Source organism: Ramlibacter sp. GS1-15 (assembly GCF_057785015.1).
In genome coordinates this window covers 1,688,363-1,708,021 of the sequence record NZ_JBYNTU010000001.1, presented here as the reverse complement: position 1 = coordinate 1,708,021, position 19,659 = coordinate 1,688,363, and the positions used below count along the sequence as shown (strand labels likewise).

20 protein-coding genes are annotated in these 19,659 nt (G+C 66.6%); 11 read left to right on the top strand and 9 right to left on the bottom strand.

Annotated elements, in window-relative coordinates:
• Positions 1-2: 2 nt before the first annotated feature.
• The 5 genes from leuA to AC3EF3_RS08580 all read right to left on the bottom strand — a co-directional run bounded on the left by leuA (position 3) and on the right by AC3EF3_RS08580 (position 6,191).
• On the bottom strand, positions 3-1,709 hold the full coding sequence (gene leuA / locus AC3EF3_RS08600) for a 2-isopropylmalate synthase (RefSeq protein WP_488533759.1): 1,707 nt from the start codon (positions 1,707-1,709) through the stop codon (positions 3-5).
• A 184-nt stretch (positions 1,710-1,893) separates the two neighbouring features.
• The gene (gene pssA, locus AC3EF3_RS08595) at positions 1,894-2,712 is read right to left on the bottom strand and encodes a CDP-diacylglycerol--serine O-phosphatidyltransferase (protein ID WP_488531736.1); all 819 of its coding nucleotides are present in this window, start codon (positions 2,710-2,712) and stop codon (positions 1,894-1,896) included.
• A gap of 67 nt (positions 2,713-2,779) precedes the next feature.
• Entirely contained in the window at positions 2,780-3,796 is a 1,017-nt protein-coding gene (ilvC, locus tag AC3EF3_RS08590) for a ketol-acid reductoisomerase (protein ID WP_488531735.1), read from the bottom strand.
• Between the two features lie 25 nt (positions 3,797-3,821).
• Positions 3,822-4,313 (bottom strand): acetolactate synthase small subunit, encoded by a 492-nt coding sequence (ilvN, locus tag AC3EF3_RS08585; protein ID WP_488531734.1) that lies wholly within the window; start codon positions 4,311-4,313, stop codon positions 3,822-3,824.
• 93 nt (positions 4,314-4,406) lie between these two features.
• A complete protein-coding gene (locus tag AC3EF3_RS08580; protein WP_488531733.1) occupies positions 4,407-6,191 on the bottom strand; it encodes an acetolactate synthase 3 catalytic subunit in 1,785 nt (594 codons plus the stop codon).
• Between the two features lie 286 nt (positions 6,192-6,477).
• Here AC3EF3_RS08580 and AC3EF3_RS08575 point away from each other — a divergent pair, with 286 nt between their 5' ends.
• The 6 genes from AC3EF3_RS08575 to AC3EF3_RS08550 all read left to right on the top strand — a co-directional run bounded on the left by AC3EF3_RS08575 (position 6,478) and on the right by AC3EF3_RS08550 (position 9,804).
• Positions 6,478-7,044, top strand: coding sequence for an RNA polymerase sigma factor (locus tag AC3EF3_RS08575; protein ID WP_488531732.1), 567 nt, complete (start codon positions 6,478-6,480; stop codon positions 7,042-7,044).
• Positions 7,041-7,463: a DUF3619 family protein gene (locus tag AC3EF3_RS08570; RefSeq protein ID WP_488531731.1), complete on the top strand. Its 423-nt coding sequence runs from the start codon at positions 7,041-7,043 to the stop codon at positions 7,461-7,463. Before AC3EF3_RS08575 ends, AC3EF3_RS08570 begins: the two co-directional genes overlap by 4 nt.
• Before the next feature lie 84 nt (positions 7,464-7,547).
• Positions 7,548-8,288: a DUF3106 domain-containing protein gene (locus AC3EF3_RS08565; protein WP_488531730.1), complete on the top strand. Its 741-nt coding sequence runs from the start codon at positions 7,548-7,550 to the stop codon at positions 8,286-8,288.
• A gap of 53 nt (positions 8,289-8,341) precedes the next feature.
• Entirely contained in the window at positions 8,342-8,779 is a 438-nt protein-coding gene (locus AC3EF3_RS08560; RefSeq protein ID WP_488531729.1) for an RDD family protein, read from the top strand.
• A 30-nt stretch (positions 8,780-8,809) separates the two neighbouring features.
• Positions 8,810-9,217, top strand: a complete 408-nt coding sequence (locus AC3EF3_RS08555; protein ID WP_488531728.1) for a diacylglycerol kinase — start codon at positions 8,810-8,812, stop codon at positions 9,215-9,217.
• Positions 9,214-9,804 (top strand): LOG family protein, encoded by a 591-nt coding sequence (locus AC3EF3_RS08550; protein WP_488531727.1) that lies wholly within the window; start codon positions 9,214-9,216, stop codon positions 9,802-9,804. The genes AC3EF3_RS08555 and AC3EF3_RS08550 overlap by 4 nt, the downstream gene beginning before the upstream one ends.
• On the opposite strand, the gene AC3EF3_RS08545 is transcribed toward AC3EF3_RS08550, so the two are convergent.
• Entirely contained in the window at positions 9,801-10,139 is a 339-nt protein-coding gene (locus AC3EF3_RS08545) for a P-II family nitrogen regulator (RefSeq protein WP_488531726.1), read from the bottom strand. The two genes, AC3EF3_RS08550 and AC3EF3_RS08545, sit on opposite strands and share 4 nt — an antisense overlap.
• A 15-nt stretch (positions 10,140-10,154) precedes the next feature.
• Positions 10,155-11,819, bottom strand: coding sequence for an NAD+ synthase (locus AC3EF3_RS08540; RefSeq protein WP_488531725.1), 1,665 nt, complete (start codon positions 11,817-11,819; stop codon positions 10,155-10,157).
• Between the two features lie 6 nt (positions 11,820-11,825).
• Here AC3EF3_RS08540 and AC3EF3_RS08535 point away from each other — a divergent pair, with 6 nt between their 5' ends.
• Positions 11,826-12,989: a GNAT family N-acetyltransferase gene (locus tag AC3EF3_RS08535; RefSeq protein ID WP_488531724.1), complete on the top strand. Its 1,164-nt coding sequence runs from the start codon at positions 11,826-11,828 to the stop codon at positions 12,987-12,989.
• Between the two features lie 6 nt (positions 12,990-12,995).
• On the opposite strand, the gene ppa is transcribed toward AC3EF3_RS08535, so the two are convergent.
• Positions 12,996-13,532 (bottom strand): inorganic diphosphatase, encoded by a 537-nt coding sequence (ppa, locus tag AC3EF3_RS08530; RefSeq protein WP_488531723.1) that lies wholly within the window; start codon positions 13,530-13,532, stop codon positions 12,996-12,998.
• A gap of 236 nt (positions 13,533-13,768) precedes the next feature.
• On the opposite strand from ppa, the gene AC3EF3_RS08525 reads away from it, so the two are divergent.
• Positions 13,769-15,910 (top strand): sodium-translocating pyrophosphatase, encoded by a 2,142-nt coding sequence (locus tag AC3EF3_RS08525; RefSeq protein ID WP_488531722.1) that lies wholly within the window; start codon positions 13,769-13,771, stop codon positions 15,908-15,910.
• 44 nt (positions 15,911-15,954) lie between these two features.
• Here the strand turns inward: AC3EF3_RS08525 and AC3EF3_RS08520 are convergent, their stop codons facing one another.
• Positions 15,955-16,533 carry a TetR/AcrR family transcriptional regulator gene (locus AC3EF3_RS08520; protein WP_488531721.1) on the bottom strand — a complete coding sequence of 193 codons (579 nt, stop codon included), beginning with the start codon at positions 16,531-16,533 and terminating at the stop codon, positions 15,955-15,957.
• 58 nt (positions 16,534-16,591) lie between these two features.
• On the opposite strand from AC3EF3_RS08520, the gene AC3EF3_RS08515 reads away from it, so the two are divergent.
• The 3 genes from AC3EF3_RS08515 to AC3EF3_RS08505 are packed head-to-tail and all read left to right on the top strand — an operon-like array spanning position 16,592 to position 19,653.
• Positions 16,592-17,410: a metal-dependent hydrolase gene (locus tag AC3EF3_RS08515; protein WP_488531720.1), complete on the top strand. Its 819-nt coding sequence runs from the start codon at positions 16,592-16,594 to the stop codon at positions 17,408-17,410.
• Between the two features lie 32 nt (positions 17,411-17,442).
• Complete coding sequence (locus AC3EF3_RS08510; RefSeq protein ID WP_488531719.1) at positions 17,443-18,876, top strand: aldehyde dehydrogenase family protein; 1,434 nt, start codon at positions 17,443-17,445, stop codon at positions 18,874-18,876.
• A gap of 15 nt (positions 18,877-18,891) precedes the next feature.
• The gene (locus tag AC3EF3_RS08505) at positions 18,892-19,653 is read left to right on the top strand and encodes an SDR family oxidoreductase (RefSeq protein ID WP_488531718.1); all 762 of its coding nucleotides are present in this window, start codon (positions 18,892-18,894) and stop codon (positions 19,651-19,653) included.
• Positions 19,654-19,659: the final 6 nt, after the last annotated feature.

Genomic DNA, 19,659 nt, shown 5'->3' with positions numbered 1-19,659 from the left:
CCTCAATCGGTCGAGGACAGAGCTGAAGATCTGTCCCCGAAGACGTTAGTTTTGGTCGCGCGCTGCACGCCCGAGACGATCGCCTTGAGCGACGCCGACACGATGTTGGAATCCATGCCGACGCCGAACAGCGTTTTCTCGCCGATGCGCAGCTCGAGGTAGGCGACCGCCTGCGCGTTCGCGCCCGCGCCGATCGCATGCTCATGGTAGTCGAGCACGCGGATCGACCGGCCACAGGCGGCGGACAGGCCTTCGACGAACGCATCGATCGGGCCGTTGCCGGCGCCGGTGACCGAGACGCGCTCGCCATTCACGAACGCCTCGCCGGCCAGCCGCACGAGCTTGCCTTCCGCGCCCTGCCCCTCCTCCAGCACCTGGTGCCTGGGCGCGGCGATGCTGTGCACACCGTACTCGCGCTCGAACAGGTCGAAGATGTCGTGGGCCGTGAACTCCTTGCCGCTCGCATCCATCGCCTGCTGCACGACCTGGCTGAACTCGATCTGCAGGCGCCGTGGCAGCTCGAGCCCGTATTCCGCCTCGAGCAGGTACGAGATGCCGCCCTTGCCCGACTGGCTGTTGACGCGGATCACCGCCTCGTAGCTGCGGCCCAGGTCCTTCGGGTCGAGCGGCAGGTACGGCATGTCCCAGGCATCTCCCTCCTTGCGCGCCGCAAACGCCTTCTTGATCGCGTCCTGGTGCGAGCCGGAAAACGAGGTGTAGACGAGGTCGCCCGCGTAAGGGTGGCGCGGATGCACCGGCAGCTGGTTGCAGTGTTCGACCGTGCGGCGGATCTCGTCGATGTCGGAGAAATCGAGGCCCGGGTCCACGCCTTGCGAGTACATGTTGAGCGCCACGTTCACCAGGTCGAGGTTGCCGGTGCGCTCGCCGTTGCCGAAGAGGCACCCTTCCAGCCGGTCGGCGCCGGCCATGATCGCGAATTCGCCGGCCGCCGTGCCGGTGCCGCGGTCGTTGTGCGGATGGATCGACAGCACGATGGAATCGCGGCGCGCGAGGTGGCGGTGCATCCACTCGATCATGTCGGCGAAGATGTTCGGCGTGGAATGCTCCACCGTCGAGGGCAGGTTGATGACGCACTTGTGCTGCGGCGTCGGCTCCCACACTTCCGTCACCGCATCGACCACGCGCTTGGCGAAGGGCAGCTCGGTCCCGGAGAACATCTCGGGCGAGTACTGGAAGGTCCACTGCGTGTCGGGCTGCTGCGCCGCGAGTTCCCTGAACAGGCGCGCCTGCGATGTCGCGAGCTGCACGATGCCGTCCTCATCCAGGCCCAGCACGACCCGTCGCATGACCGGCGCCGTCGCGTTGTACAGGTGCACGATCACGCGCCTGGCGCCCCGCAGCGACTCGAAGGTCTTGCGAATGAGCTCCTCGCGCGCCTGCGTGAGGACCTGGATCGTGACGTCCTGGGGAATCAGGTCCTCGTCGATCAGCTTGCGCACGAAGTCGAATTCCACCTGCGACGCGGAGGGAAAGCCGACCTCGATCTCCTTGAAGCCGATCTGCACCAGCGCCTTGAACATGCGCAGTTTGCGCGGGATGTCCATCGGCTCGATCAGCGCCTGGTTGCCGTCGCGCAGGTCCACGCTGCACCACACGGGCGGCTTGGTGATGACGGCGTCGGGCCACGTGCGGTCGGCGAGCCGCACCGCCGGGAACGATCGGTACTTGCTGGCGGGGTTCTTCAACATCGGCATGTCAGTGGTTCCAGGTGGTTGCCAGCAGCCCCAAAATGCAAACGGCCCGCTGCTGGTGCATACGGGCCGTGATCCGGGTAAGGCTATTTACGCGCGCGTTACCGTCTCCGCCCGTGGGGGGATAGAAGCAGTAGCGCCAGCGAAATCATGTGCATGCGGATCAATGTACCACAATTCTTCACTTGTGCAGACCGCGCTCGTCGGGCTCGTCGGTCGACGTGCTGATGACACTGGTCGGCTGGCCCTTGGCCCGGCGCAGCGCATACAGCACGTAGCCCGACAGGCCATAGACGACGAACAGGGAGAACAGCACGACCGGCGGCCGGATCGTGATCACCGCGATGCCGAGGGCGATCGCCACGATCACGACGAAGGGCACGGTCTGCTTCATCCGCACGTCCTTGAAGCTGTAGAACGGCACGTTGGTCACCATCGTCAGGCCCGCATACACGGCCACCGCGAACATCAGCCAGGAGAGCTCGTAGCCCTTGAAGCCCACGTCGTTCATCAGCCAGATGAAGCCCGCCACCAGCGCCGCCGCCGCCGGCGACGGCAGGCCCTGGAAATAGCGCTTGTCGACGACGCCGGTGTTCACGTTGAAACGTGCGAGGCGCAGCGCGGCGCAGGCGCAATACACGAAGGCGGCGAACCAGCCCCAGCGGCCCAGGCTCTTCAGTGCCCATTCGTAGGCGACGAGGGCCGGCGCGGCGCCGAACGACACCATGTCCGACAGCGAATCCATCTGCTCGCCGAAGGCGCTTTGCGTGTTGGTCATGCGCGCCACCCGCCCGTCGAGGCTGTCCAGCACCATCGCGCAGAAAATGCCGATGCCCGCGAGGTCGAAGCGATCGTCCATCGCCATCACGATGGCGTAGAACCCGCCGAACAGGGCGCCCAGCGTAAACAGGTTGGGCAGAATGTAGATGCCCTTGCGGCGCTTGCGCACCACGACCGCTCCCTCGGAGGGATGGTGTTCGATTTCGTCGCCGTCGTGCATGGGTCGGGAGTGTAATGCGCCCAAAAGAAAAGCCGCCCGAAGGCGGCTTCCGTCGTGCGGGAGCGCGTCAATTCTTCGACTGGTCGACCAGCCGGTTGGCCTTGATCCACGGCATCATCGCCCGCAGCTTCTCGCCGACCACCTCGATCTGGTGTTCGGCCATCAGGCGGCGACGCGACTGCAGCGTCGGCGCGCCGGCTCGGTTCTCGAGGATGAAGCTCTTGGCGTACTCGCCCGTCTGGATGTCCTTCAGGGCCTGGCGCATGATCTCCTTGGTCTGCGCATTCACCACCCTCGGGCCCGTGACGTACTCGCCGTACTCCGCGTTGTTGGAGATCGAGTAGTTCATGTTCGCGATGCCGCCCTCGTAGATCAGGTCGACGATCAGCTTGAGCTCGTGCAGGCACTCGAAGTACGCCATCTCGGGCGCGTAGCCGGCTTCCACCAGCACCTCGAAGCCGCACTTGATCAGCTCCACGGTGCCGCCGCACAGCACGGCCTGCTCGCCGAACAGGTCGGTCTCGGTCTCTTCGCGGAAGTTCGTCTCGATGATGCCGGCCTTGCCTCCGCCGTTGGCCATCGCGTACGACAGAGCGAGGTCACGTGCCTTGCCGCTCTTGTCCTGGTGCACCGCCACCAGGTGCGGCACGCCGCCGCCTTGCGTGTACGTGGAGCGCACGGTGTGGCCCGGCGCCTTGGGCGCGACCATCCACACGTCGAGGTCGGCGCGCGGCACGACCTGGCCGTAGTGCACGTTGAAGCCGTGCGCGAACGCGAGCGACGCACCCTGCTTGATGTTCGGCTCGACGTCCTTGCGATAGACCTCGGCGATCTGCTCGTCGGGCAGCAGGATCATGACCACGTCGGCCATCTTCACCGCCTCGTTCACCGCGGCGACCTTCAGGCCCGCCTTCTCGACCTTCGGCCAGGACGCGCCGCCCGGGCGCAGGCCGACGATGACCTTCACGCCGCTGTCGTTCAGGTTTTGCGCGTGCGCGTGGCCCTGCGAGCCGTAGCCGATGATCGCCACCGTCTTGCCCTTGATCAGGCTCAGGTCGCAGTCCTTGTCGTAATAAACCTTCATTGCTCTCTCCAAAAATCAAAAGAAACTAGACGCGCAGGATCCGTTCGCCGCGGCCGATGCCCGAGGAGCCCGTGCGGACGGTCTCCAGGATGGCGGTGCGGTCGATGGCTTCCAGGAACGCGTCGTTCTTGGCCTGGTCGCCGGTGAGTTCGATGGTGTAGCTCTTCTCGGTCACGTCGATGATGCGGCCGCGGAAGATGTCGGCCATGCGCTTCATCTCCTCGCGTTCCTTGCCGACGGCGCGCACCTTCACCATCATGAGCTCGCGCTCGGTGTAGCTGCCTTCGGTGAGGTCCACGACCTTCACGACCTCGATGAGGCGGTTCAGGTGCTTGGTGATCTGCTCGATGATGTCGTCCGAGCCGGTGGTCTGGATCGTCATGCGCGACAGCGAGGGGTCCTCCGTCGGCGCCACCGTGAGCGATTCGATGTTGTAGCCGCGGGCCGAGAACAGGCCCACCACGCGGGAGAGAGCGCCCGGCTCGTTCTCCAGCAGCACTGCGATGATGTGTTTCATGTGTCCTCCGGCTCCTCATTTCGGTGCCCTCCCCCGCTGCCGGTAAGCAGCGGGCTCGGCACGCGATGGATTCGCCGCCTTACGGTTGCGTGGTTACAGGTCCTCGGAGCCGAGCAGCATCTCGGTGATGCCCTTGCCGGCCTTCACCATCGGAAAGACGTTTTCGGTCGGGTCGGTGCGGAAATCCAGGAAGACCGTGCGGTCCTTGAGCTTGCGCGCTTCCTTCAATGCCGGCTCGATGTCGCGCGGATGCTCGACCAGGATGCCGACGTGCCCGTAGGCCTCGGCGAGCTTCACGAAATTCGGCAGCGCGTCCATGTAGCTGTGGCTGTAGCGGCCCTCGTAATCGAGCTCCTGCCACTGCCGCACCATGCCCAGGTAGCGGTTGTTCAGCGAGACGATCTTGATCGGCGTGTTGTACTGCAGGCAGGTCGACAGCTCCTGGATGCACATCTGCACCGAGCCCTCGCCGGTGATGCAGAACACCTCGCTCTTGGGCTTGGCCAGCTTGATGCCCATCGCGTACGGGATCCCCACGCCCATCGTGCCCAGGCCGCCCGAGTTGATCCAGCGGCGCGGCTCGTCGAAACGGTAGTACTGTGCGGCCCACATCTGGTGCTGGCCGACGTCCGACGTGATGTACACGTCGTCGTTCTTCGTCATGTTCCACAGCGTCTCGACCACCGCCTGCGGCTTGATGACCTCGGTGTTCTTGCGGTCGTACTTGAGGCAATCGCGCTTGCGCCACTCGTTGATCTGCGACCACCATTCGGCCAGGGCCGCGGCATCAGGCTTCGTGCCCGCTTCCTTCACCATCGAGATCAGCTCGGAGAGCACGTCCTTCACGTCGCCGACGATCGGGATGTCGACCTTCACGCGCTTGGAGATCGACGACGGGTCGATGTCGATGTGGATGATCTTGCGCTCGTTCTGCGAGAAGTGCTTGGGGTTGCCGATCACGCGATCGTCGAAGCGTGCACCGACGGCGAGCAGCACGTCGCAGTTCTGCATCGTGTTGTTCGCTTCGAGCGTGCCGTGCATGCCCAGCATGCCGAGGAACTTCGGGTCGCTCGCCGGGTAGGCACCCAGCCCCATCAACGTGTTCGTCACCGGGTAGCCGAGCAGGTTGACCAGCGTGCGCAGCTCCTGCGTCGCGTTGCCCAGCACAACGCCGCCACCGGTGTAGATATAGGGCCGCTTGGCGGCCAGCAGCAGCTGCAGGGCCTTGCGGATCTGTCCGCCATGGCCCTTGCGCACCGGGTTGTACGAGCGCATCTCGACCTTGTCGGGATAGCCCGTGTACGGCGTCTTGTTGAACGACACGTCCTTCGGGATGTCCACCACCACCGGGCCCGGACGGCCGCTGCGGGCGATGTGGAAGGCCTTCTTCAGCACCTCGGCCATCTGGCGCACGTCCTTGACCAGGAAGTTGTGCTTGACGATGGGGCGCGTGATGCCGACCGTGTCGCATTCCTGGAAGGCGTCGAGGCCGATGGCGGGCACCGGCACCTGGCCGGTGATGATGACCATCGGGATGGAATCCATGTAGGCGGTGGCGATGCCCGTCACGGCATTCGTGACGCCGGGACCCGATGTGACCAGCGCCACGCCGACGTCGCCCGTTGCCCGGGCGTAGCCGTCGGCCGCATGCACCGCCGCCTGCTCGTGGCGCACCAGGATGTGCTGGATCGTGTCCTGCTTGTAGAACGCGTCGTAGATGTGCAGCACCGCGCCGCCGGGATAGCCCCAGACGTACTTGACGCCTTCGGCCTGGAGCGCCTTGACGAGGATTTCCGAGCCGCGCAGTTCGGGGGAATTGGCGTGCTGGGCGGCCGATGCGGCCGCCGCGGAGGCGACCTCCGCTTTCGAGATTTCCATGTTGAACCTTTGCGAATTTCTCAAAGAGAAAACCTTGGGTGCCCCTCGCGGACCCTTGTGAGGCCGGTATGGGACTTAGAACCAGTGGCCATGGGCGGGCCGATTGCGCCGCCGGACCAAGGCTCGTTTGCCTTTTGACTTGCCCGCGCATTATCGCACTGCAGCACGGTTGTCCGCAAACCTTCGCTTACGCGATGCGATAATCGCGCCCGCCGCAGCTGTGCCGCGTGCATACGAAGGCCCGATAGCCGCATTTCCCCGAGGGCGCGCAACAGCCCGGAATTCCTTGGCAACAGAACGAGAACTTTCCGACTTCCTCAAGAGCGTCGAGAAACGGGCCTTCAAGCGCTCGATCTACCACGTGCGCGACGAGGAAGCGGCGCTGGACATCGTGCAGGACGCGATGATGAAGCTCGCCGAGCACTACGGCGACAAGCCGGCGGGCGAGCTGCCGATGCTGTTCCAGCGGATCCTCTCCAACTGCACGCTCGATTTCTTCCGCCGCCAGAAGACGCGCAACGCCCTGTTTTCGAACATGAGCGACTTCGAGGGAGCCGACGACGACGGGAATTTCGACCTGCTTGAAACTTTCTCCTTCGAGGAGGGCTCACAACAGGCGGAGAGCGCCGAAGACAGCACCCGGCGGGCGCAGATCTTGCGGGAGATCGAAACGGAGATCCAGCAGTTGCCGGCACGTCAACGCGAAGCCTTCCTGATGCGTTACTGGGAGGACATGGACGTGGCCGAAACGGCAGCGGCCATGGGCTGCTCGGAAGGCAGTGTCAAAACCCACTGCTCCCGTGCCGTCCAGGCCCTCAGTAAAGCGCTGAAGGCAAAGGGAATTCAACTATGAACAGCTACCAGCTCACCCAGCCCCAGGACCGGTTCGGCCGCCAGGTCGCCGTGCGGCTGGCCGCCGGCGCCCAGGAGCTGCCCTACGAGGTTACTGAACGCCTGCGCGCCGCCCGCATGCAGGCCGTCGCCAAACGCAAACGCGTGGCCGGGCTGCGCACCGCCGCGGTCGTGGCCGCGTCGGGCAGCGCCGCCACGCTCACGGCGGACGAGCAGATGCCCTGGTGGAACCGCATCGCATCGGTGCTGCCGCTGGTCGCCCTCGTCGGCGGGCTGGTCCTCATCCACTCGATCCAGAACGAGCGCCGCGCCAACGAAGTCGCGGAAGTCGACGCCGCCCTGCTCACGGACGACCTGCCGCCTTCCGCTTACGCCGATTCCGGCTTCGTCCAGTTCCTGAAACAGTCCAGCGCGGAATAGGCGGCGGGCCAGCGCATGACACCGCCTGAAGCTCCCGCTCGCAGGATTCTCTGGGCATTGCCCGCCGCAGCCTTGTTGGCCGCGGTGGCATACCCATTCCTGTCGCTTTCGCAACCGGCCGCGCCGGCGCCCCAGGCCCAGGCTTCCGCTTCTGGACAGCCGCGTCCCGCAGCCGCGCACCCCGCCGCCTCCGCCGGCAAGTCCGGCAGCAAGGGCGTCGCCATGGCCAGGCCGGCCACGCATCCGCTGTGGCGCGAACTGGCGCCCGGCCAGCAGCAGGCGCTCGCGCCGCTGGCAGCGCAATGGGACACGCTCAACGAGCCGCAGAAGCGCAAGTGGATCGCGCTCTCGGCCAATTTCCCGAAAATGTCCGGCGAGGAACAGGCGAAGCTGCACAGCCGCATGACGGAGTGGGTGACGCTCAGTCCGCAGCAGCGCTCCATCGCGCGGCTGAACTACGGCGCGACGCAGAAGATTTCGCCCGACGACAAGAAGGCGAAGTGGGAGGCGTACCAGGCCTTGCCGCCCGAGGAAAAGAAAAAGCTCGCGGCCAAGGCAGCCAAGCCGCCCGCTACGGCCGCGGCCGTGAGGCCGGTGCCCGCCGAGAAGCTCGCCACCGTGCCGCGGACGCACCAGCCGCCTGCGACCAAGGCGCCGCGCATCGCGGCGAACCAGGTCGACCACAACACGCTGCTGCCCCAGCGCACGCCCGCCATCTCACCGGCACCGCAGCCCGCGCCCGCCCCGGCTCCAGCGGTGCAGCCGCAGCAGCCCGTCCAGCCGCAGCCGCCGTCGTCCTTGCCGCCGCACGCCGGAACGGACTAGTGGGCACGCCCCCCTTGTCCCGCAGGCTGGGCAGCCTGCTTTACGATGGGCTCGTGGTCGCCGCCGTGACGCTTCTCGTCGTCGCCCTTTTCTCCCTTGTGACGAGCGCCGCGCCGGGCCTGCCGCACCAGCGGCCCGTCCTGCTGGCCCTGTGTTTCCTCGCGATCGGCGGCTATTTCATCTACTGCTGGCGCAACGGCCAGACGCTCGCGATGCGTGCCTGGCGCATCCGCATCGTCACCGCCGCAGGCCAGCCGCTGTCCTGGGGGCGCGCCTGCGTGCGCTATGTCCTCGCCTGGGTGTGGGTCGCGCCGCCGCTCGCGATCGTGGCCGCGCTCAAACCCTACTCGCACTCGATCTCGTCGGCACTGTCGGTGAGCAGCGGGGCCGTCCTGGCGTGGGTGCTGCTGTGGGCGCTGTCCAGCCGCCTCCATCCGCAACGCCAGTTCTGGCATGACGCGGTCGCAGGCACCCGGCTCGTTCCGGCCTGAACCGTCACGCGCGTGCGCGACAATCCGCGCATGTCGTCATCACCCCCGAAGTACGTTTCCCCCGCCGAACAGCAGAAGCTGCGCACCGGCCTCGATCGTGTCTGGCATGCGGCGGGTTTTTCCCTGGCGGGCCTGCGCGCAGGCTGGGGCGAAACCGCATTCCGGCAGGAGGCGATCGCCGCGATCGTGCTGGTCCCGGCCGCGTTCTGGCTCGGGCGCAGCTGGGTCGAGGTTGCGCTGCTCGCCGGCTCGGTCCTGCTCGTCATGATCGTCGAGCTCCTGAACACGGGGATCGAAACGGCGATCGACCGCATCGGTCCCGAATGGCACGACCTCTCCAAGCGCGCCAAGGACATGGGCAGCGCCGCCGTGCTGCTGGCACTGCTCCTGTGCGCAGGCACCTGGATCGCCGCGATCTGCCAGAGGTTCTGGGCATGACGGTGCCCGCCTTTTCCCTCTGCGTCTACTGCGGCTCGCGGCTGGGCGCGGACGAGCAATTCCAGCGCATCGCCGTGGACGTCGGGGCGTGGATCGGGCAGCACCGCGGGCAGCTCGTCTACGGCGGCGGCAACGCGGGGCTGATGGGCATCGTCGCCGACGCCACGCTGCGCGCGGGCGGCACCGTGGTCGGCGTCATCCCCCAGGCGCTGGTCGAGCGCGAACTGGCCAAGCGCGATTGCACCGAGCTGCACATCGTCCCGAACATGCACGAGCGCAAGCGCCTGATGGCCGAGCGCGCCGACTGCTTCGTGGCCTTGCCCGGCGGCATCGGCACGATGGAGGAGTTCTTCGAGGTGTGGACCTGGCGCCAGCTCGGCTACCACGACAAGCCGGTCGGGTTGCTCAATGCCGCCGGCTACTACGACGCGCTGTTGGCGTTCCTCTCGGCCACGGTGAAGCACGAGTTCATGAACGACTGGCAGATGGACCTGGTGCACGTGGGCACCGGGGTGGACACCTTGCTGCCGGAACTGGTCGGCGCCCGCAAGCCGGGCCCGGCTCATTCCGACCTGTCGGAAATCTAGATCGCCGACTCGTCGATCTCGCCCGTGCGGATGCGTACGATGCGCTCGACGCTGGTGATGAAGATCTTGCCGTCACCGATCTTGCCGGTGCGCGCGGCCTTCACGATCGCGTCGACGCAGCGGTCGACGTCGCCGTCCTTCACCACCACCTCCACCTTGACCTTCGGCAGGAAGTCGACGACGTATTCGGCGCCGCGATAGAGCTCGGTGTGGCCCTTCTGCCGGCCGAAGCCCTTCACTTCGGTCACGGTGAGGCCGGTGACGCCGCATTCGGCCAGGCCCTCGCGCACTTCCTCGAGCTTGAACGGTTTGACGATGGCGGTGATCTGCTTCATGTTCTCTTCCGGAGGTCAGGCATTGAATTTACCAGTAATGGGATAGCGCCAGTCCTTGCCGAAGCTGCGGTGCGTGACGCGGATGCCCACCGGCGCCTGCCGGCGCTTGTATTCGTTGATGCGGATCAGGCGCGCGACACGCTCCACCACCGCGCGATCGAAACCCGCCGCGATCACCTCCTCGATCCCCTGGTCGTCCTCCATGTAGCGCTCCAGGACCGCATCGAGGATCTCGTAGGGCGGCAGGCTGTCCTGGTCGACCTGGCCGGGGCGCAGTTCGGCGCTGGGCGGGCGCGTGATGATGCGCTCGGGGATCGGGCTGATCCCGGTGCCGTACGGATCGTGCACGTTGCGCCAGCGCGCCAGGCGGAACACCGTCGTCTTCAGCACGTCCTTGATCACCGCGAAGCCGCCGGCCATGTCGCCGTACAGCGTGCAGTAGCCGGTGGCCATCTCGCTCTTGTTGCCGGTGGTCAGGACGATGCTGCCGAACTTGTTCGACAGCGCCATCAGGAACACGCCGCGGATGCGCGCCTGGATGTTCTCCTCGGTCGTATCCTCCGGCAGGCCCTCGAACTCCTTCGAGAGCGAGCGCCTGAACGCCTCGAACTCGGGAGCGATGGAAATCTCGTCGTAGCGCACGCCCAGGCGCGCCGCCATGTCGCGCGCGTCGATCCACGAGATGTCGGCCGTGTAGGGCGAGGGCATCATCACGGCGCGAACCTTGTCGCGACCGAGCGCGTCGACGGCGATCGCCAGGACCAGCGCCGAATCGATGCCGCCCGACAGCCCCAGCAGCACGCCGGGAAACCCGTTCTTGCGCACGTAGTCGCGCACGCCCAGCACCAGTGCGTCCCACAGCTCCGCCTCCGCACTGCGGTCGTGCGCCATCGGGCCGGAGACGACGACCCGGTCCTGCACGCGCTCCAGTTGCAGCATGTACAGGTCTTCCTGGAAGCTCGGTGCCCGCGTCGCGAGCGTGCCGTCTGCGGCGACGGCGAAAGAGGCGCCGTCGAACACGATCTCGTCCTGCGCGCCAACGTGGTGCGCATAGACCACCGGCACGTCGAGCGCGAGCGCGCGTTCGGCCATGCGCGCGATCCGCTCGCCTGTCTTGCCGACATGGAACGGCGACGCGTTCGGCACGATCAGCACTTCCGCGCCGGCCTCCTTCGCGAGCAGGCCCGGCTCCTCGAACCAGGCGTCCTCGCAGATGATGAGGCCGACGCTGATGCCCTCGACCTGGAACACGCAGCTGCCCTGCCCCGGCGTGAAATAGCGCCGCTCGTCGAACACCTGGTAGTTCGGCAGTTCGCGCTTGGCATACGTTTCGATGACGCGGCCTTCGCTCACCACGCTGGCCGCGTTGAAGCGCCGCTGCACGGCCACGGATTTGGTGCGGACGTCGCCACCCATGGGATGGCCGACCACGACGTGCAGGCCTTTCAACCCCGCAAGCTCGCGGGCCACCGCCTTCACGGCATCATCGCAGGCGGCGATGAAGGCGGGACGCAGCAGCAGGTCCTCGGCGGGATAGCCGCAGATCGACAGCTCCGGCGTGAGCACGAGGCGCGCGCCCTGCGCGTATGCTGCCTTCGCCGCGGCAATGATCTTCTGCGCGTTGCCCGCCGTGTCGCCGACGAGGAAATTGAGCTGGGCAATGCAGAGTTTGAGGGACATGGGCGAGTGAGGAACGACTCGAACGATTATGTCATCCGGGTGACGGGCACACCGGGCGAGGTCGATGCCGCCTCATGGAACGCGCTGCTCGAACGACAGCACGAGCCCACGCCCTTCATGCGCCACGAGTACCTGGCCGCGATGAACGACAGCCGCAGCGCCGTCCCGCGCACGGGCTGGACGCCGCGCTGGCTCACGTTGTGGCGCGGCGACGAACTGCACGCGGCCTGCGCGCTCTACCTCAAGTCCCACTCGTACGGCGAGTACGTCTTCGACTGGGCCTGGGCCAGCGCCTACGAGCAGCACGGGCTCGAGTACTACCCGAAGGCGCTGGTCGCCAGCCCCTTCACGCCCGTGCCGGGCACGCGCCTCATCGCGCGCGACCCGGCCGCGCGGCGCGCACTCGTGGATTCATTGGTCGAGTGGTGCCGCAAGGAGAAGCTCTCTTCCCTGCACCTGCTCTTCTGCAGCGACGAGGATGCCGCGGCCTGCGCGCAGGCGGGGCTCATGCTCCGCCACAACGTGCAGTTCCATTGGACCAGCAGCACCTGGGCGGATTTCGATGCGTTCCTCGCAAGCCTCGCGCACGACAAACGCAAGAAGATCCGGCAGGAGCAGCGCAAGGTTGCCGATGCCGGCGTGACCTTCCGCTGGTCGCGCGGCCGCGGGATCAGCGCGAAGGACTGGGATTTCTTCTACCGCTGTTACGAGCGTACGTACTACGAGCACGGCAACGCCCCCTACCTGACACGCGACTTCTTCCGGCGCATGGCGCACGAGATGGCGGAGAACTGGCTGCTCTTCATCGCCGAGCGCGGCGGCCAGCCCATCGCGTCCAGCCTGATCGCCATCGACCCCGACACCCGGGCCGCCTACGGCCGTTACTGGGGCGCGCTCGAACGCGTGGACTGCCTGCACTTCGACGCCTGCTACTACCAGCCCATCGCCTGGTGCATCGCGCATTGCTTCGAGCGGTTCGAGGGCGGCGCCCAGGGCGAGCACAAGATGGCGCGGGCGCTGATGCCGGTGAAGACGACCAGCGCGCACTGGCTCGCCCACCCGGCTTTCGCCGACGCGGTGGAGCGCTTCCTCGAGCGCGAGGGCCGCGGCATCGACGACTACCTGGAGCACCTGGAGCACCGAACGCCGTTCCGGCGCGTCCAGGCGTGAGCCGCGTCAGCCGTGCTGCTTGCGGTAGCTCTCGATGCCGTCCAGCACTTCCTTCTTGGCCGACTCGGGGCCTTCCCAGCCGATCACCTTGACCCACTTGCCCGGCTCGAGGTCCTTGTAGTGCTCGAAGAAGTGCGCGATGGTCTTCAGGCGCAGCGGGTTCAGGTCCTCGGGCTTCTGCCACTGGGTGTAGATGGCGAGCACCTTGTCGATCGGCACCGCGAGCACCTTGCCGTCCTCGCCGGCCTCGTCTTCCATCTTCAGGATGCCGATCGGCCGGCAGGGAACGACCACGCCCGGGATCAGCGGCACGGGCGTGATGACCAGCACGTCCACCGGGTCGCCGTCGCCCGCGATCGTCTTGGGCACGTAGCCGTAGTTGGTCGGGTAGTGCATCGACGTGCTCATGAAGCGGTCGACGAAGATGGCACCCGTTTCCTTGTCGACCTCGTACTTCACGGGGTCCGCGTTCATCGGGATCTCGATGATCACGTTGAACGCGTCGGGAACATGCTTGCCGGGGGTGACTTGGTCGAGGGACATGGGATTTTCTTGTGGTGAGTCAGTGAGATCGGAGATCGGGATTAACCCTGATTTTACTTTCGTGGTCCTTGCATCCCCGCCACAGACGTGAATCCGTCACTTTTTCGCCTGTATAGTCCGCCCGTTGGCCAATCTGGGTTTCCCGGTGTGGAAAGCCAAGAGGAAGCAACGCAGCGGTGGTGCCGCTAGCGTGGCACCTCTTCGCAACGTACACATACTCGACAGGAGAAACTTGTATGACTGGCAACTCGGCGCTCGTGCTGGCGCTCGTCTGCGGCCTCATCGCCGTCGCATACGGCATCTGGGCACGCAGCTGGATCCTCTCTCGTGACGCGGGCAACGCCCGGATGCAGGAAATCTCGGCCGCCGTCCAGGCGGGCGCAGCGGCTTACCTCGCACGGCAGTACAAGACGATCGGCCTCGTGGGCGTCGTGCTCGCCATCCTCATCGGCGTCTTCCTCGACGGCACCACGGCCGTGGGCTTCATCATCGGCGCCGTGCTCTCCGGCGCGTGCGGCTTCATCGGCATGAACGTGTCGGTGCGCGCCAACGTGCGCACGGCCCAGGCCGCGACGCGCGGCATCGGCCCGGCGCTGGACGTCGCGTTCCGCGGCGGCGCGATCACCGGAATGCTGGTGGTGGGCCTGGGCCTGCTGGGCGTGACGAGCTTCTACTGGTTCTTGGCCGGCAATGGCAACCTCAAGCCCGACTCGAACCTCGCCTCGCTGCTCAACCCGCTGATCGGCCTGGCCTTCGGCGCCTCGCTGATCTCCATCTTCGCGCGCCTGGGCGGGGGTATCTTCACCAAGGGCGCCGACGTGGGTGCCGACCTGGTCGGCAAGGTCGAGGCCGGCATCCCCGAGGACGATCCGCGCAACCCGGCCGTGATCGCCGACAACGTGGGCGACAACGTCGGCGATTGCGCCGGCATGGCGGCCGACCTGTTCGAGACCTACGCCGTGACGCTCATCGCGACCATGGTGCTGGGCGCCCTGCTCGTCACGAACGCGGGCACCAGCGCGGTGATGTACCCGCTCGCGCTGGGCGCCGTCTCGATCGTCGCTTCGGTGATCGGCTGCTTCTTCGTGAAGGCTTCGCCCGGCATGCGCAACGTGATGCCGGCGCTGTACAAGGGCCTGGCCATCGCCGGCGTGCTGTCGCTGGTCGCCTTCTACTTCGTGACCACCTGGCTGATGCCCGACAACTCGATCACGGCCACGGGCACGCAATTGCGCCTGTTCGGCTGCTGCGTCGTGGGCCTGGCGCTCACCGGCCTGCTCGTGTGGATCACCGAGTTCTACACCGGCACGCAGTACTCGCCCGTGCGCCACATCGCGCAGGCCTCCACCACCGGCCACGGCACCAACATCATCGCGGGCCTGGGCGTGTCGATGCGTTCCACGGCATGGCCGGTGCTCTTCGTGTGCGCGTCCATCATGGTGTCGTACACGCTCGGCGGCCTCTACGGCGTCGCGATCGCGGCGACCTCGATGCTGAGCATGGCGGGCATCGTCGTGGCGCTCGACGCCTACGGACCGATCACCGACAACGCCGGCGGCATCGCCGAAATGGCCGACCTGCCGCATGAGGTGCGCGACATCACCGACCCGCTCGACGCCGTGGGCAACACGACCAAGGCCGTGACCAAGGGCTACGCGATCGGTTCCGCCGGCCTGGCCGCGCTGGTGCTCTTCGCCGACTACACGCACAAGCTCGAGAGCTTCGGCCGCTCGATCTCGTTCGACCTGTCGGACCCGATGGTGATCATCGGCCTGTTCATCGGCGGCCTGATTCCCTACCTGTTCGGCGCGATGGCGATGGAAGCCGTCGGCCGGGCCGCGGGTTCCGTGGTGGTCGAAGTGCGCCGCCAGTTCCACGAGATCAAGGGCATCATGGAAGGCACGGCCAAGCCCGAGTACGGCGTGGCGGTGGACATGCTCACGCGCGCGGCGATCAAGGAAATGATCGTCCCGTCGCTGCTGCCGGTGGCCGTGCCGATCGTCGTCGGCCTCGTGCTCGGCCCGAAGGCGCTCGGCGGCCTGCTGATGGGCACGATCGTCACGGGCCTGTTCGTCGCGATCTCCATGTGCACGGGCGGCGGCGCCTGGGACAACGCCAAGAAGTACATCGAGGACGGCAACCATGGCGGCAAGGGCAGCGAAGCCCACAAGGCCGCAGTGACCGGCGACACGGTGGGCGATCCCTACAAGGACACGGCTGGCCCGGCCGTCAACCCGCTGATCAAGATCATCAACATCGTCGCGCTGCTGATCGTGCCGCTGGTGGTGAAATTCCACGGTGCGGACGCCGCGGCGGCACCGCACGTCGCGACGCCGCCCGCGGTCGTCGCCCCCGCGGGTTCGCCGACGGCGAAATAGGGCGCCTGCGCGCAACTTTCAGGGCCCGCTCACGCGGGCCTTCTTCATTGGCGCGTGACCAGGTGGACCAGCCGGCTCGCCGGCTCGACCAGCTCCCCGAGCCGCGTCACCTTGTCCTGCTCGATGTATTCGAGCACCAGCTCGTTGATGCCGCCGACGATGGCCATCGCCATGTCGCGCGTGATGGTCTCTTCGCCCCCGCGGCGGTTCACCACCTGCAGGATCAGGCCGGCGATCTCGTCGTTGACGCGCCGGCGGGCGGCCAGGCCCTCGGGTCCGAGGTGCAGGATCTCGATGAACAGCGTGCGCACGAGCACCGGGTTCGACGCCATGCCCTCCAGGTAGGCGCGCAAGGCCCTCTCAACCTGTGTCTGCCATTCGTGCGAGGGATCGATCGCGCCGCGCAGCACCTTGAGCGCGTTGTGGCTGGCCGCCTCGTACAGCGCGATCAGGCATTCGGTCTTGGAGGTGAAGTGCTCGTAGAACGTGCGGCGCGATACGCTCGCTTCGCCGACGATGTCGGCGATGGTCGTCTCGGCGTACCCCTTGCGGGACACGGCATGTGCCATGCCCTCGAGCACTCGGGTGCGGTGTTCACGGTTCGCGGTCTGCACTTCAGCCATGGCGCGATTGTCATTCCCTTCTTGACCGGCATGGTACTACGTCGTACCATATCATTCCATGACCGATCTCGTCGTCCGCCGCCTGCTCGTCGACATGGAAGCCCCCATTCCCCGCCACTGGTGTGCGGGCGACGCGTTCCGCACGGCCCTGCTGAATGCGCTCTCGATGAGTTTCCCCGTCGGCGAGCAGTTCTTCATCGATGCCGTCCGCAACGGATTCAAGTCGCTGTCGGCCGACCAGCAGGAACCGCTGCGCGCCGAAGTGCAAGGCTTCATCGGCCAGGAGGCGACGCACCGGCGGCTGCACTCGCTCTACAACGCCCATCTCGAAAGATCGGGACTGGAGAACCGTTGGGAGGCGCGCGCCCTCGAGCGCCTGAAACAGCTGGAGGGGCTCGATGCACGTCACGCGGTGGCGATCACCGCGGCGAACGAGCACTTCACGGCGATCCTGGCCGACTGGCTGCTGAAGAATGCCGACCTGCTCGGGGACCAGGACCCGCGCCTGAAGACACTGTGGCTGTGGCACAGCGCCGAGGAGTCGGAGCACAAGAGCACCGCGTTCGACATCTACGTGGCGATGGGCGGCAGCCACGAATGGCGCGTCACTTGGTTCCGGCGCGTCACCTCCATCTTCCTCGGCGACACGATCCGCCAGACGATCCACAACCTGCGTCGTGATGGAACGCTCTGGCAATGGAGCACCTGGAAATCCGCAGCCTCGTTCCTGTTCGGCCGGCGCGGGCTGGTGCGCCAGTTGTACAAGCCCTGGCGCGAATACTTCCGTGCTGGTTTCCATCCGCGCCAGCAGGACAGCGCCGCATCCGAGCGCTGGTTGAAGGAACACAGCGACCTGTTCGCCCCTGTCGGCGCATAACCCCACGCTCGTGCATGGCGCAAAATCGCGCCATGCAATTCCACTTCATCGCCAACCAGACGCAGGCCTCGACCAGCGGTCGCACGATCCCGGTCATCGACCCGTCCGACGGGCAGGCTTACGACGAGATCCAGCGCGGCACCAGCGAGGACATCGACGTCGCGGTGCGCGCCGCGCGCAGCTGCTACGAGTCGGTCTGGAGCAAGTTGAGCGCGGCCGAACGTGGGCGGCTGCTGATGCGCCTGTCGAACAAGATCGCGGATCACGCCGAGGAGCTCGCGGCGATCGAGCAGCGCGATTGCGGCAAGCCGACCAAGCAGGCCAAGGCCGATGCGCTGGCACTGGTGCGCTACTTCGAGTTTTACGCAGGTGCGTGCGACAAGTTGCATGGGGAGACCCTGCCCTACCAGGACGGCTACACCGTGCTCACCTGGCGCGAGCCGCACGGCGTCACGGGCCACGTCATTCCGTGGAACTACCCGATGCAGATCTTCGGCCGCAGCGTGGGCGGTGCGCTTGCCGCCGGCAATGTGTGCGTGGTCAAGCCCTCGGAAGATGCCTGCCTGTCGCTGATCCGCGTGGCGCAGCTCGCCGCCGAGATCGGCTTTCCCGCCGGCGCGATCAACATCGTGACGGGCTACGGCCATGAAGTCGGCGACGCGCTCGCACGCCACGAGGGCATCGACCACATCAGCTTCACGGGCAGCCCGCGCGTGGGCACGCTGATCCAGCAGGTCGCAGCCGAACGCCATTGCCCCGTGACGCTGGAGCTGGGCGGCAAGAGCCCGCAGATCGTCTTCGACGATGCGGACCTCGATGCCGCGTTGCCGGTCGTCATCAACGCGATCGTGCAGAACGCCGGCCAGACCTGCTCTGCGGGTTCGCGCCTGCTCGTTCAGAAGTCGATCTACGAGCCGCTGCTCGACCGGCTGGGCAAGATTTTCGAGAACCTGAGAGTCGGCCCCGCCGCGATGGACCTGGACGTCGGCCCGCTGATCCGCCAGACCCAGCAGCAGCGCGTGTGGGACTTCCTGTCCGATGCGCAGCACGCGGAGATTCCGATGGTGGCGCAGGGCCAGATCGTCGACGAGGCGCCCGAGAGCGGCTACTACCAGGCGCCGACGCTGCTGCGCGACGTGCCGGTCACGCACCGCCTCGCGCAGGAGGAAGTGTTCGGCCCGGTGCTCGCGGCCATGAGCTTCCGGGACGAGGATGAGGCCGTGCAGCTCGCCAACGCGACGAAGTTCGGCCTGGTCGCCGGCATCTGGACGCGCGACGGCGGCCGGCAGTTGCGCATGGCCAGGCGCGTGAAGAGCGGCCAGGTCTTCATCAACAACTACGGCGCTGGCGGCGGCGTCGAACTTCCCTTCGGCGGCGTGAAGTCCTCGGGCTACGGCCGCGAGAAAGGTTTCGAAGCCCTCTACGGCTTCACCACGTTGAAAACCGTCGCCATCAAGCACGGCTGATCCAGGAGTACACACATGCGAGTCAAAGGCAAATCCGTCATCGTCACCGGCGCGGGCGGCGGCATCGGCGAAGGCATCGCGAAGCGGCTGGCGCAGGAAGGCGCGCAAGTGGTCGTGAACGACATCAACCGCGACGCGGGCGAGCGCGTGGTCGCGCAGATCGAGGTCGGGGGTGGCGAAGCCATGTTCGTCGCCGGTGACGTCACCAAATCGGCCGACGTGAAGGCCCTGGTCGACGCCGCCGTCAAGCAGTACGGCAAGCTCGACGTGATGGTGAACAACGCGGGCTGGACGCACCGCAACCGCCCCGCGCTCGAAGTGAGCGAAGTCGAGTTCGACCGGGTCTATGCCGTGAACGTCAAGAGCATCTATCTCGCGACGATCCACGCGGTGCCGGCCTTCCGCGCGAACAAGGGCGGCTCGTTCATCAACATCGCGTCGACGGCCGGGGTCCGCCCGCGCCCGGGCCTGACCTGGTACAACGGCTCCAAGGGGGCCGTGATCACGACCAGCAAGTCGCTCGCGGCCGAGTTCGGCCCCGACAACATCCGGGTCAATTGCATCAACCCCGTCTTCAACCCGGATACCGGGCTTTCCGCGGAATTCGCGGGCGGTCCCGTGGACGAGGCGCGACGTGCGAAATTCCTCGCGACCATCCCGCTCGGGCGGTTTTCCACCGCCCTGGACGTGGCGAACGCCGCCCTCTACCTGGCGAGCGACGAGGCCGCGTTCATCTCCGGCGTGTGTATCGAAGTGGACGGAGCCCGCTGCGTCTGATTGCGG

Bases quoted from the DNA above. Each gene is read 5' to 3' on its own strand.
- AC3EF3_RS08520 (WP_488531721.1), bottom strand. From the start codon at position 16,533: ATGGCTGAAGTGCAGACCGCGAACCGTGAACACCGCACCCGAGTGCTC.
- AC3EF3_RS08570 (WP_488531731.1), top strand. From the start codon at position 7,041: ATGAACAGCTACCAGCTCACCCAGCCCCAGGACCGGTTCGGCCGCCAG.
- AC3EF3_RS08505 (WP_488531718.1), top strand. From the start codon at position 18,892: ATGCGAGTCAAAGGCAAATCCGTCATCGTCACCGGCGCGGGCGGCGGC.
- AC3EF3_RS08555 (WP_488531728.1), top strand. From the start codon at position 8,810: ATGTCGTCATCACCCCCGAAGTACGTTTCCCCCGCCGAACAGCAGAAG.
- leuA (WP_488533759.1), bottom strand. From the start codon at position 1,709: ATGTTGAAGAACCCCGCCAGCAAGTACCGATCGTTCCCGGCGGTGCGG.
- AC3EF3_RS08545 (WP_488531726.1), bottom strand. From the start codon at position 10,139: ATGAAGCAGATCACCGCCATCGTCAAACCGTTCAAGCTCGAGGAAGTG.
- AC3EF3_RS08540 (WP_488531725.1), bottom strand. From the start codon at position 11,819: ATGTCCCTCAAACTCTGCATTGCCCAGCTCAATTTCCTCGTCGGCGAC.
- ilvN (WP_488531734.1), bottom strand. From the start codon at position 4,313: ATGAAACACATCATCGCAGTGCTGCTGGAGAACGAGCCGGGCGCTCTC.
- ilvC (WP_488531735.1), bottom strand. From the start codon at position 3,796: ATGAAGGTTTATTACGACAAGGACTGCGACCTGAGCCTGATCAAGGGC.
- ppa (WP_488531723.1), bottom strand. From the start codon at position 13,532: ATGTCCCTCGACCAAGTCACCCCCGGCAAGCATGTTCCCGACGCGTTC.
- AC3EF3_RS08525 (WP_488531722.1), top strand. From the start codon at position 13,769: ATGACTGGCAACTCGGCGCTCGTGCTGGCGCTCGTCTGCGGCCTCATC.
- AC3EF3_RS08510 (WP_488531719.1), top strand. From the start codon at position 17,443: ATGCAATTCCACTTCATCGCCAACCAGACGCAGGCCTCGACCAGCGGT.
- AC3EF3_RS08580 (WP_488531733.1), bottom strand. From the start codon at position 6,191: ATGGAAATCTCGAAAGCGGAGGTCGCCTCCGCGGCGGCCGCATCGGCC.
- pssA (WP_488531736.1), bottom strand. From the start codon at position 2,712: ATGCACGACGGCGACGAAATCGAACACCATCCCTCCGAGGGAGCGGTC.
- AC3EF3_RS08550 (WP_488531727.1), top strand. From the start codon at position 9,214: ATGACGGTGCCCGCCTTTTCCCTCTGCGTCTACTGCGGCTCGCGGCTG.
- AC3EF3_RS08515 (WP_488531720.1), top strand. From the start codon at position 16,592: ATGACCGATCTCGTCGTCCGCCGCCTGCTCGTCGACATGGAAGCCCCC.